The organism is Candidatus Thermoplasmatota archaeon, from assembly GCA_018814355.1.
Lineage (GTDB): Archaea > Thermoplasmatota > Thermoplasmata > UBA10834 > UBA10834 > COMBO-56-21.
In genome coordinates this window covers 21,395-33,034 of sequence record JAHIZT010000046.1, presented here as the reverse complement: position 1 = coordinate 33,034, position 11,640 = coordinate 21,395, and the positions used below count along the sequence as shown (strand labels likewise).

Here is an 11,640-nt window from a genome sequence, read left to right as displayed (position 1 = left end):
TCCCCGGAGTGGGTAAGAAGAGAGCCATGGCGATCGTCAGGAGGAGGCCGTTCTCTAACGCTGATGAACTCTGGCAACTGTTCGACGAGCCGAAGGCCTTGGCGTCAGCGCAGTTTCACCTGACCATCGGGAATGTAGACAGGGTGCAGTAGACAGTATCTAGTATGTAGCTCCTGATTTGAGTGGAGCAGAAGGGGGAGAGGCCCGGTTTGGACGTCGTCACATCGGCGAAATATCCTTTCTTGAAGGAGTCCGCAAAGTACCTCAAGGATTCGGAGGTGTCGCTCGACCAGCTCGTATCTGGAGTGGCGTACGAGCGCGCGCGCTATCTGGGAAGGGATAGGGTGATGGAGGCCCTAGACGAGGGCAAGATCGACGACCACCCTATGGCTTCTAAGGTCGACGCGACCGTGGAGCTGTTGAGCTATCCAATCGCGAGGATGATAGTCTCGGCCGTGGCGGACACCGCGTTCGTGAGGAGGTATGCTATCGCCGAGGCAAAGAAGGCAGATGAGCGTCTCCGAGCAGAGGACATCTCCTTCATTGTGAATGTGGCAAATGAGTTCGGATTGGAGGTCTCCCAGGATGACGGCAACCTCTCAGTCAACTTCGCCGACTTCCTCAGGTTCTCATCGACCATGCGTGACAAGAGCTGGAAGCTTGTGAACCAGAGAATCGTCAACGGCAGAGTGCTAGTGACGAAGTATCGGCTGGTCAGGTTGATCCAGCAGATGCTCACGGACAAGATAGTCTCCGAACTGCCCCTTGAAGTGAATGATGCGATCCTCGATGCGTTCGCCAAGGATATCAATGAGATAAGGAGGGTGCTTGAGGAGCGCAAGGCCGAGCACAAAGCGAAGGAGACCGGGAGGCTAAGCATCGTCAGGTTCCCGCCGTGCATGAAGAAGCTCCTGGGGATGATGCAGGCCGGGGAGAACGTGCCCCACTCCGGAAGGTTCGCGCTCGTCACGTTCCTTCACGCCCTAGGGATGGATTCGACCGATATTCTGGAGGCTTTCTCGACCGCGCCCGACTTCGACCCCAGCAAGTCTGAATACCAGATCAAGCACATCACGGGCGAGAGCTCCGGAACCGAGTACTCCACTCCAGAATGCTCAACGATGAAGAGCTACGGGATCTGCTTCGACCCTGACGACCTGTGCGGCAGGGATTGGATGAAGCATCCGTTGACTTACTACAGGGCAAAAGGCAGGCGCTTCAAGTCACGGAAGTGATTTCCATATCAGCCACGCGCGCTGAAGGGCCGTGATGTTGCCCGCGAGTCCGAAGTATATCATCATCCAGCCCATCAAGGTGTATCCTAGCAGGTCGTTCATGACATCGCTCCCGACGAGCTGGAAGAGGTACATTATCAATGAGACGGCTATCAGAACCGCGATTCTGTCAGCGCGCCCGAGTATGCCACGGTACTCCCGGCTAAGGCCGAGCGCCTGCGCCTGCGTTCCCATGTAGCTCGCGAGGAGGACCCCGATGACGGCAAACAAACCGAATGAGACGGGGCAGATAGCGCTCATGGCAATCGCCGCCAGTATGATCGCATCTGAGTATCTGTCGATCACGTGGTCGACGAAGTCGCCGCGCTTCGAGGCCTTCGACGAGATGCGCGCCACCTTCCCATCGAGCGCGTCGAAGATGCCGCTGAGGGCGACGAACACAGCTGCGATCAATAGGGCCTGGTCCCATTTCATGACGTAGAACAGCGCTGCCGCAATGGCGAGAATCAGTGATGAGAGTGACAGATAGTTCGGATTTATTGTGCTGAGCCGCTTCGCCGCAGGGGAGAGGATCTTGTCTGCTTCTCCGCGATAACTGTCTAGAACCAGCTCAGGACCTCCTCGCTCCAGTCAACATTACCAACACGATATTTCTGTCTTTCTCCAGATATGATGTCCTCGATGGCTTTGGCGACCTGGCTCGGCTTCAGGTGGGTCGTGTCTATCTCGCACACTTCACCCGCGTTCTCCAACGCCTCTATGAGGACTACGTCGACGGCTTCGGCCTCGACATTCTCCCGAATCTTCTTCTCGTCCCAACCTTTCTTGCGAAGGCGCTTCTCAAGCACGGCAGGGGAGCAGCGCAGCACGACAGCGACATCAGGTTTGAGCATATGCGAGAAGTGGCCCTCAAGGACCATGTCGCCTTCCAGCTTCGATATCTCCTTGGAGAGCTTGGTGACGTTCACCTCTCGGGTCTTGCGCTTTCGATCATAGCCAGAGGCTGCATCGAACTTCTCGACAAGGTCGTTGACGTGCAGAACCAGCATCCTCCTGACGAGGGAGCATGCACTGGTCTTTCCCACCCCCGGAGTGCCGGTGACGGCGATCCTCATGCAACTGGGATACCAGGATGCGCGGATATCAAGTTTCAGAGGAAACTGCGGTATCATCTGAGCAGTTCACGGACGCTCTGAGAGAAGGCAAACTTCATGCCGTTCTCGCGTATCCTTCGTTCGATTGCGCGGGCAATACCAATCGATGCCTGCCTGTCGACCGGAAACTCGACGCCGCAATCGATGTCCATCAGCACGAGATACTCTGGAGGAGCGAGACCTATGCGGACCGGTTTCTTCGCCGACCCCGGCCCGATAAAATCCAGCTGAAGACGACCGGAACCTCCCTCACTCATCATCCAGACAATCCTCCGGACCATATTCCACAGAAAGCTCTCGGCCCTGAAATCGACGGCATGGAACATCCCAGCATCGGAGATGTCGATCGAATCTATCTTCCTCATGGGGTTCCGCTTGTCCTTGCGCGCATAGCCTGAGAAATCGTGCACGCCGACGAACCTTCTGGCGATCTCATCCATCAGCCTCAGGTCCTGGCCGGCCTTCGCAAGATAGTATCTGTACCACCTCTGCCTTGCCGCCCGCGGGTTGAACGCATCCGGCACCTCGACGGAGGAGTAGGCCCAGATGCCCTCCATCTTCGAGTTGATCGCAGAGCATATCTCGTCCGTCTTGAAGGATGTCTTGAAGGAGATGATGTTCCCGAGGGCGCTCACGCCCGTGTCCGTCCTGCTCGAACCCCTATATCCGCACTCCCTCGACGACTTGATCGCGCCGACCTTCGTCAGCGCTCTCACCAGCTCCCCCTCGACGGTGACCATGTTCGGTTGCCGCTGAAAGCCGTGAAAGAGCGAACCGTCGTATGCGAACTTGATTGCGATCCTGCGTTCCTGGTCCACGCCAGCGTCATCTCATACAAAGTTAAATACCTAGGGCATCTGTGCTGGGTTCGTGCCCCAGTTCAGAGTGGTCTTGATCGAGCCGTTGAACGACGGGAACATAGGCGCGATAGCGCGCTCGATGAAGAACTTCGGCCTCGATGAGCTGATTCTCGTGAGGCCGTGTGCGGTCGGGGAGGAAGCGACCAAGCGCGCTATGCACGGCATCGACATACTGAGGAGCGCGCGAACTGTGTTCACAGATGATGATGCTCTGAAGGGCGCGGATTTCGTCGCCGCGACCTCTGGCGTCGACACTGTGAACGAGAAGAAATTCTCGCGTATCTCGATATCTCCGAAAGAGTTTGCGGAGAAGATCAAGGATGTCGACGGTAAGATCGCACTGCTGTTCGGCCGAGAGGATTTCGGCCTGGACAAGGAGATCATCAAGAGATGCGATTTCCTCATCACGATCCCCGCCAATCCAGCGTATTCGATATTGAACATAAGTCATGCGGCCGCGATACTTTTCTATGAACTGCATTCGTCGGGAGTGGTGAAATGGGAAGCCAGGAAGGCTGGCGATCTCGAGAAGGACAAACTCTACGAGTACTTCTCGATGTTGCTGGACGCGATCGACTATCCCCCTCACAAGAAAGAGAAGACGAAGGTCATGTTCCGCAGGTTGATCGCCAGGGCGGTCCCGACCACCTGGGAGTTTCACACGCTCATGGGAGTCATCGATGGTGCGGTGAAGAAGTCAATCGAGGGCGAACTCCGCAAGAAGAAGCATACGAAAAGAGAGCTACATGCAGTAGACGATTTCAAAACCATGTAGGGCCATGAATGGGCGTGAGACTAGCGGATGTGGCTTGGGGGACGGGAACGGACTACGACACGGCCCAGCGGTGTTTCCACCCTGGAGGTCTCAGCTGATGATCATTAACCAAGCGCACCGCTTCGAATTGAAGCCAAACAACGCACAGCGGACTCTCTTCGCCAAGTGCGCTGGGGTCACCAGGTTCGCGTGGAACTGGGCTCTCTACGAGCGCCAGCGACTGTACCTTGAAAAGCAGGGTGACGAGCGGTTCACGAATGCCATCGAGCAGCACCGCCGCCTAAACGTCCTCAAGAAGACGGATTTCCCATGGATGTACGAAGTATCCAAGTGCATCCCACAGGAAGCCCTCCGCAACCTCGACTCCGCATATATTCTCTACCGGAAGGCGCGGAAGGCAGGCCGGAAAGCTCGGCTCCCGAATTTCAAGAAGAAGGGAAGGGGGAGGGATGCATTCGCATTCACAGCAGGCGCTATACGCGCAGAAGGCACTCACGTTGTCCTTCCCCGCATCGGGCACGTGCGCGTCAAAGAACCTGCAATCTTCGATGGGCGAATCCTCCGCGCGACCGTCAGCCGAGACACCAACCGGTGGTTCGTATCCTTCACGGTCGAACTGAATGCTCCAAATCCCCAATCGCCATCGGGTCCTGCGGTAGGTGTAGACCTCGGCGTATATCACATGGTGACTCTCTCAGACGGACACGTTTTCGAGAACCCTAAGCCCTTACACTCTCACCTGCAGAAGCTACGCAGACTCGCAAAGGAGCTGCATAGGAGGCATGAAGGAAGCAACAATCGGAAGAAATCCGCTGACAGATTGGCGAAGGTTTACTGGCGCATTGGAAACGTTCGCAGGGACGCCTTGCACAAGGCGACGACGAAGCTCGCCAAAAACCACGGCGAGATCGTCATCGAAGACCTCAATGTGCGAGGTATGGGAAAGGACCGGCGTCTGGCGCGAGCCATTTCAGACGTGGGAATGGGGGAGTTCCGCCGGCAGCTCGAGTACAAGTGCCGGTGTTACGGGAGCCATTTGACTGTGGCACCAAGGTTCTACCCGTCAACGAAGCGATGCTCCTTGTGTGGCCACATCAGGAAAGAGATGCCCTTGTCTGAGAGGACTTACAAGTGCAAGAACTGCGGACTGGTCCTCGACAGAGACCTGAACGCGGCTCTCAATCTGGTCGCCGTGAGTTCCACGGAGACCTTAAACGCCTGTGGAGATTTGACCTCCACGGCACCCGCGAGGGCGCCGCGAGTCGGATCGATGAAGCTGGAAGTGAACACCGCCATCCTGCACGGGATGGACGGGTAAGCTTCATGGAACGGGAATTAGTTCATCCTAACATGTCGATGCCAGCTAGGCCAGCTGGTTGATCATAACCGATCTCGTCGATTCCGATCGACCGCCTCGGAGAATCCATGGAGGTTATCCCGGTCACGATCCCGATGAGCTTGATGTTGTTTCCGAACTCCGGTTCGATCCTCGCGCCTAGCTTCACGTTCGCGCGGTCGCTGAGCTCGCTCGTGACCCCGTTGAAGACCTGGTAGGCCTTCCTCAGGGAGAGGGAGGGGCCGCCCGTGATGTGTATCAGGGCGCCTGTTGCTCCCTCAAGGTCGACATCGAGCAAGGGGTTGTTGAGCGCTTCCAGCACCACTTTCTCTGGATCCTCACTTTCGCCGTACAGAACGGTCGAGGCTCCGCCATGAATCATCATGGTCCGGAAGTCCGCGAAGTCCAGGTTGATCATGCTCGTTTGGCAGATCGTTTCAGTGATCCCTTTGATCACTTCGGATATGAGCTGGTCCATCACCATGAAGGCCTGCTCTACGGGCAGTTTCGGCACTATCTCTAGCAACTTGTTGTTGTCTAGGATTATCGTGCTATGAGCCCGTCCTTTCAGTTTCGCGATGCCCATGAGCGCAGTCTTCAACCTGCTCTTCTCGATGTCGAATGGTAGTGTGACGAGAGCGACTACGACCGCACCGTGCTTCTTGGCGGTCTCAGCGACGACTGGTGCTGTTCCGGTGCCGGTGCCTCCGCCCATGCCAGCTGTGATGAATACGACATCGTAATCTCGGACGATAGCATCGATCTTGTCGATGTCGGCGTAGGCCATCTTCTCGCCGACCGCAGGATCGCCTCCGGTGCCGAACCCGTTGGTAATGTGCTCGCCGATAAGCAGGCGCTTGTCCGCTTCAGTGCGCGCGAGGTGGAATCTGTCGGAGTTGATAGCTATGGTGTCGACGCCTTCGAGCTCCAGCCTGCCCAGTCTGTGGACGCTGTTCGAGCCTCCGCCGCCGCAACCAATGACGCACATCTTCGGGGTGAGGTGTGCTTCGAAATCGCACCCGCTGTCGAGGGCCTCCTTGATGAGCTTGTCGAGCATCTTATGCCCGCCCCCTCGAGCGCATGAGCTCATGTGTGTGTGCGTGTGCGACTATGATCCCATCCCCTTTGAGTTTAGAGCGTCACCTTTCCAGTTCTTCCATTGCTTTTGACACTCGCTTGCGTATGTATTCGCGCACCGCGTTCCTTATCGCGTCGTCGACGGAGACGGAGTCGCCTTCCTGGACGAGCTGCCTCAGGTTGACGACATTGCCTTTGGGTAACTCCACGGTGATCTTCTCGATGTACTCGGGCGTGAACTCTCCCTCGACGAACTTATCTATCGCCGCGCGGATCGCGTCGGAGATCGTCGAGAACTTGCCCTGGTCAACGAGAGCCTGTAATGCCTGAATCCTCTCATCTGGCAACCTGATTGTGACCCGTTCTGATTCTACCGTCTGGTCACCTTCTGCCGTCCGACGAATACGGCATTTTCGTCTGACGAATGTATGAACTCGTTAGTATTTATAACTTTCTTGGAGGAGCTGGACGTTCGACTGCCGGCAATTGTTCGTGGACCCTTGACCACTAAATCATTCCTGACAATACAATTGCTGAGAGAACAGAAAACGATGGAAATGGTTTGCGCCGCGGCCGATCTCGAACAGACTAGTTCCCGCCGAAGTACGAATCGAGGAAGGCCAACCACCCGTCCTGCGCGAACTGCATCGTCGGATACAGCGAGCCGTACCAGAACGTGTTGTGAACGTACGACCCTTCCGAACCCGGGAAGAACACTGCGATGCCGCCGAAGTCCCAAACGTATCCCGGAGTGGACATGCCGATGTACGGCACGGCCGCATGGACAGCGTCCAAGAGCTCTCCGGTCTGGACCTTGAGATCGGATCCCGCGGGAGCGCCGTCATAGACGACCTCGAACACCGTCGGGAAGTCTACGAATCCCTCCCAGCCGTACTGCGACCAGCCCATCGTGGCTTTGGCCTTTCCAGACGCGACGAGTCCTCTGTAGTCCTTCATGTTGTTGATAAGGATCGATGTCACGTCCCACAATTCGTCCACGACCTTCGCAATCGCCGAAAGCTTGATCGCGCTGAGCTCGGTGAGCCATCCGCCCTGGTACATTTCAGCATATCTTACGACCATGTCCTCTGACAACTGCTCAGGTGTCATGTCCGGGTTCGCGACCAGGTCCTTGGCGATCACGTCATACGGGAAGCCCTGGAGAGGAACATAGTTCTCGTTGGCGACGAACCACTCAGCCGTCACTCCTCGCACGACATACTCGTACGCGGCCTCTACCACTCCGATGCCGCACCCGTCACCTGCGATGATGTTGACACGCTTTCCTGCGAGCGCGGTCCCGATTTCTTGGTGACTCAAGAGATCGAAATCCGAACCCGTCCCGGTGTTGTAGTCATAGCAAATTCCTCTGAAGTCGTCTCCGTGGTCCCAGAGGTCGACCAGGACGTTGGTGGCCTTGAATTTCATATTGATGTAGTCCACGAACGCGACCAACACGGCCGGATCACCCATGTTGACTTCCTTGCCGTCGAGCGCGAAGTCGGTGATCTCGGTCATCTTGTCGTGCGTGATCTTGAACAGCTTCGCCGGTCCTGTCGAAGTGTCCCAGAGCACGACGATGTTGACTTTCTTGCTGGTCGGCGCTTCCATCAGCCACTCCGTGTTCACGACGCCCCACTCGTCGAGGTCGTTGTCCGAACACATGTAGATGGCGAAGGTCCACTTCGCTCCCTGTCCTCCCGCCGAGCCTGAGAATGAAAAGGCTCCGAGCGCGAGGAACGCACAGACTCCTAGCACACAAATCTTCGATGCAGAGATTCTCAAATTCCTCCCCCGCTCGGGAATCGCGTACTGACTATTTGAGAGTGGGAGATTGAGAGAAGACCAATCTTCGATAAAATCCCGCGCATGTCTGCCTGCTCCGAAGATGCGTACGGCAATTCGCGAACAAGAGCCCAGCGTGAAGCGAGATTACGCGGGCTCTCGATAAGCGCGCCGATTTTCTCCATCCGAGTTCGGCAGGAACAGAAGCCAGCTAGCATGGAAAGTTCCACTAGAAATGAAGGAAAACCAAGAAACCTTTTTAAATGCCTATTTAAATACAGAAAGCGCCGGGGGGAGATAGTATGGCAGTCATCAAGATAGAGAATGTTGTCGCTTCGACATCTCTAGGAAGTGAGTTGGATCTGCAGGCGATCGCGCTCGCGCTGGACGGCGCGGAGTATGAGCCGGAGCAGTTCCCCGGCCTAGTCTACAGGCTGAAGGAACCGAAGACCGCGACGCTGCTTTTCAGGAGCGGAAAGGTAGTCTGCACAGGTGCCAAGAGCCTGGAGCAGGTGAAGATCGCGATAAGCAAGGTCGCTAAGCAGATCGAGGCAGCGGGCATTACGATCAAGGGAGAGCCCAAGATAGAGGTTCAGAACATAGTCGCGTGCAGCGACTTGGGCGCTCGGATCAATCTCAACGCAATCGCAATCAGCCTTGGACTGGAGAAGGTCGAGTACGAGCCTGAGCAGTTCCCTGGTCTGGTCTACAGGCTCGACAAACCGAAGGTCGTCATCCTGCTTTTCGGAAGCGGCAAGATGGTCTGTACTGGTGCAAAGAAGCCCGAGGATGTCGAGACTGCGGTGGACAAGATCACAGAGGAGCTCAAGGCTGCCAGCCTATTGAGGTGAGCCGGTCGCACCCATGTCGCTTCCCATCCTAGACAACCACTTGCACCTCGAACCATTCAGGGGACACAACGTCGATTCCGTAAGGGAGTTCGAACAACATGGCGGAACGCACGTAATCATCTCCCACCTCCCATATGAAGAGGTCCCGGTCAAGTCGGCGGCCGACTTCCGGACGAGCTTCGACCTGACCATATCGCTCAAAGATCGAGTCAACAGGATAACTGGGGTGAAGGCGTACGCGACCGTTGGGCCCTATCCCGCAGAGATCTTGGAGCTCGAGAAGCTCCACGGGCTGGAGAGCGCAAAGGAGATCATGCTCGCAGGCATGGACATCGCCGCCGAGTACGTCAAGGAAGGAAGGGCGCTCGCAATAGGCGAAGTGGGAAGACCGCACTTCCCCGTCACGACCGAGGTTTGGCGAGCATCGAACGATATTCTGATGCACGCGATGAGACTGTCAAGAGAAGTCGGATGCGCTATCGTGCTTCACACGGAGAGTGCGACCACGGCCTCCATGAAGGAGCTCGCTGAGATGGCGGACAAGGCCGGGCTCGAGAGATGCAAAGTCGTGAAGCACTATGCACCGCCTCTGATCCGACCCGAGGAGAACTTCGGCTTGATGCCATCGGTACTCGCTGGGAAGAATGCGATCAAGGACGCGCTGAGGAAAGGAACGAGATTCCTGATGGAGACGGACTTCCTGGACGACCCGAGAAGACCTGGAGCCGTACTCGCCATCGCAACGGTCCCCAAGAGAACCAACAATTTCCTGCGACAAGGGCTAATGACGGAAGAGCAGGCGTACAAGATCCACCACGACAACCCGCTCGACACCTACGGGGATGCGTTCGGTCAATAGCGTATGATGAATTCCTCGAATTCGCCCTTGGCTTCTGAGATATCGACATGTTTGTTGTCGACCTTAGCATGTGGTTGTTTTGAGGCGCACCATTCAATCGCCTGGTGCACCTTCTCCTCCTCGCCCTCGAACACGGCTTCTACTCGTCCGTCATAGGTGTTCTTGACCCATCCAGTGAGCCTGAGAGCGTCCGCGCATTTCTTCGTGTTCGCCCTGAAGAAGACGCCCTGGACCGATCCTTCGAAGAAGACGTGCGCTCGGACCTTCACGCCCCCGTATCCCCGTGGAACGAGAAGAAAATTGCCCAATTCCCCGTGAGAGATAACCCTCCGACAGGCTTTACCAAACCATTTTATACTCACACTTTGATTTAATATGCACACGCGACGCGCGCGTGAGGGATGCACTTCCAGCGAGTAGGAAGAGTGTCCACCAACACGTCCCCCAAGGTGACCCAAAATGATGAGATCCCTAGTCGAAGACGCACTTGCCCGTGAAGAAACCGAAGGAGCCAGCATGGCTCAAGCCGCAGCACTCGGCGCCGACCAGCGCGTCGATGCCGAGCTTGAGCAGATACTGAGGAGCCTGAAGACAAACATCAAGATCATAGGCGTTGGCGGCGGCGGCACGAACACTATCGCACGAATCTATGACGAGGGAATCATCGGCGCAGAGCTGTACGCTGCGAACACAGATGCGCAGCACCTGCTCACACTTCACGCACCGCACAAGATACTCCTCGGAAGGAGAGTCACCAGAGGGCTTGGTGCGGGCGCTTTGCCTCAGATCGGCGAGGAGGCCGCAAGAGAAGCCGAAGAGGAGCTGAAGAAGATCCTGGTTGACACTCACATCTGTTTCGTGACTTGCGGCCTGGGCGGAGGCACAGGGACTGGCGGCGCAGGCGTCGTTGCCAAGATCGCCAAGGAGATGGGTGCACTCACGATCGCGGTCGCCACTCTGCCATTCCGCGGCGAAGGCAAGATGAGGATGGAAAACGCCGAGTGGGGACTAGAGAGGTTGAGGGACGCTGCTGACACAGTGGTGATAATTCCGAACGACAAGCTGCTCGAGGTCGTCCCGAGGCTGTCTCTGAACGCGGCATTCAAGGTCGCGGACGAGGTCCTAATGAGGTCCATAAAGGGACTGACCGAGGTCATCACCAGGCCAGGGCTCGTCAACCTGGATTTCAACGATATCAAGACTATCATGAAGGGAGCAGGCGTTGCGATGATCGGACTCGGCGAGTCTGATGCCCCCGGTGAAGAAAGGATTCAGGAAGCGATTGACCAGGCGCTCAACTCCCCGTTGCTCGAGGTCGATATCAGCGAGGCTAGCGGAGTGCTCGTGGATGTCATCGGCGGAACCGACATGACCATCTCTGAGGCGGAGAAGGCTGCCGAGGAGATCCAAGCAAGAGTCGGACCGAACGCCAGGATAATCTGGGGAGCTGCAATCGACCCTGCAATGGACAAGACCGTAAGGGTCATGATCGTAGCGACCGGGGTGAAGTCGAAGCAGATCCTCGGAAAGCCTCAGACGGAGAAGAGGTACAGAGGCGTTGGCGAGGTCGACCTGGTCCGCTAAGAGCCCGTCCAGATACTGGCCGAAACTATTAAGACACCTAATCAGCTACGGTGCTCTCAGTCGGTGAGCTGGGCTCACCGCTGTGCTTTGTCACATTAGGTTGAAACATTCTCGGAGGCTCGAC

General features: G+C 56.6%; 12 protein-coding genes and 1 pseudogene. 6 read left to right on the top strand and 7 right to left on the bottom strand.

Annotation, left to right across the window (positions count from 1 at the left end; all coding sequences use genetic code 11):
* Positions 1-182 precede the first annotated feature (182 nt).
* Positions 183-1,235, top strand: coding sequence for a DNA primase large subunit PriL (locus tag KJ653_03190; GenBank protein ID MBU0684841.1), 1,053 nt, complete (start codon positions 183-185; stop codon positions 1,233-1,235).
* Here KJ653_03190 and KJ653_03185 read toward each other — a convergent pair.
* The 3 genes from KJ653_03185 to truA are packed head-to-tail and all read right to left on the bottom strand — an operon-like array spanning position 1,224 to position 3,207.
* Entirely contained in the window at positions 1,224-1,844 is a 621-nt protein-coding gene (locus KJ653_03185) for a CDP-alcohol phosphatidyltransferase family protein (protein ID MBU0684840.1), read from the bottom strand. The genes KJ653_03190 and KJ653_03185 overlap by 12 nt on opposite strands.
* Positions 1,835-2,350, bottom strand: coding sequence for an adenylate kinase family protein (locus KJ653_03180; GenBank protein MBU0684839.1), 516 nt, complete (start codon positions 2,348-2,350; stop codon positions 1,835-1,837). Before KJ653_03180 ends, KJ653_03185 begins: the two co-directional genes overlap by 10 nt.
* 53 nt (positions 2,351-2,403) lie before the next feature.
* Positions 2,404-3,207, bottom strand: a complete 804-nt coding sequence (truA, locus tag KJ653_03175) for a tRNA pseudouridine(38-40) synthase TruA (GenBank protein MBU0684838.1) — start codon at positions 3,205-3,207, stop codon at positions 2,404-2,406.
* Between the two features lie 52 nt (positions 3,208-3,259).
* On the opposite strand from truA, the gene KJ653_03170 reads away from it, so the two are divergent.
* Complete coding sequence (locus KJ653_03170; GenBank protein ID MBU0684837.1) at positions 3,260-4,024, top strand: RNA methyltransferase; 765 nt, start codon at positions 3,260-3,262, stop codon at positions 4,022-4,024.
* A gap of 97 nt (positions 4,025-4,121) precedes the next feature.
* Positions 4,122-5,252: pseudogene (locus tag KJ653_03165) on the top strand (transposase).
* 112 nt (positions 5,253-5,364) lie between these two features.
* Here the strand turns inward: KJ653_03165 and ftsZ (KJ653_03160) are convergent.
* The 3 genes from ftsZ (KJ653_03160) to KJ653_03150 all read right to left on the bottom strand — a co-directional run bounded on the left by ftsZ (KJ653_03160) (position 5,365) and on the right by KJ653_03150 (position 8,222).
* Positions 5,365-6,417, bottom strand: a complete 1,053-nt coding sequence (gene ftsZ / locus KJ653_03160; protein ID MBU0684836.1) for a cell division protein FtsZ — start codon at positions 6,415-6,417, stop codon at positions 5,365-5,367.
* 82 nt (positions 6,418-6,499) lie between these two features.
* On the bottom strand, positions 6,500-6,841 hold the full coding sequence (locus KJ653_03155; GenBank protein MBU0684835.1) for a ribbon-helix-helix domain-containing protein: 342 nt from the start codon (positions 6,839-6,841) through the stop codon (positions 6,500-6,502).
* A gap of 184 nt (positions 6,842-7,025) precedes the next feature.
* Entirely contained in the window at positions 7,026-8,222 is a 1,197-nt protein-coding gene (locus KJ653_03150; protein ID MBU0684834.1) for a hypothetical protein, read from the bottom strand.
* 302 nt (positions 8,223-8,524) lie between these two features.
* On the opposite strand from KJ653_03150, the gene KJ653_03145 reads away from it, so the two are divergent.
* Together KJ653_03145 and KJ653_03140 are read left to right on the top strand one after the other, a co-directional pair.
* Positions 8,525-9,073 (top strand): TATA-box-binding protein, encoded by a 549-nt coding sequence (locus KJ653_03145; protein ID MBU0684833.1) that lies wholly within the window; start codon positions 8,525-8,527, stop codon positions 9,071-9,073.
* A gap of 13 nt (positions 9,074-9,086) precedes the next feature.
* Entirely contained in the window at positions 9,087-9,932 is an 846-nt protein-coding gene (locus KJ653_03140) for a TatD family hydrolase (protein ID MBU0684832.1), read from the top strand.
* Here the strand turns inward: KJ653_03140 and KJ653_03135 are convergent.
* Positions 9,926-10,450, bottom strand: coding sequence for an acylphosphatase (locus KJ653_03135; GenBank protein MBU0684831.1), 525 nt, complete (start codon positions 10,448-10,450; stop codon positions 9,926-9,928). The two genes, KJ653_03140 and KJ653_03135, sit on opposite strands and share 7 nt — an antisense overlap.
* On the opposite strand from KJ653_03135, the gene ftsZ (KJ653_03130) reads away from it, so the two are divergent.
* Entirely contained in the window at positions 10,395-11,516 is a 1,122-nt protein-coding gene (ftsZ, locus tag KJ653_03130) for a cell division protein FtsZ (protein ID MBU0684830.1), read from the top strand. The two genes, KJ653_03135 and ftsZ (KJ653_03130), sit on opposite strands and share 56 nt — an antisense overlap.
* The last annotated feature ends 124 nt before the right edge of the window (positions 11,517-11,640 follow it).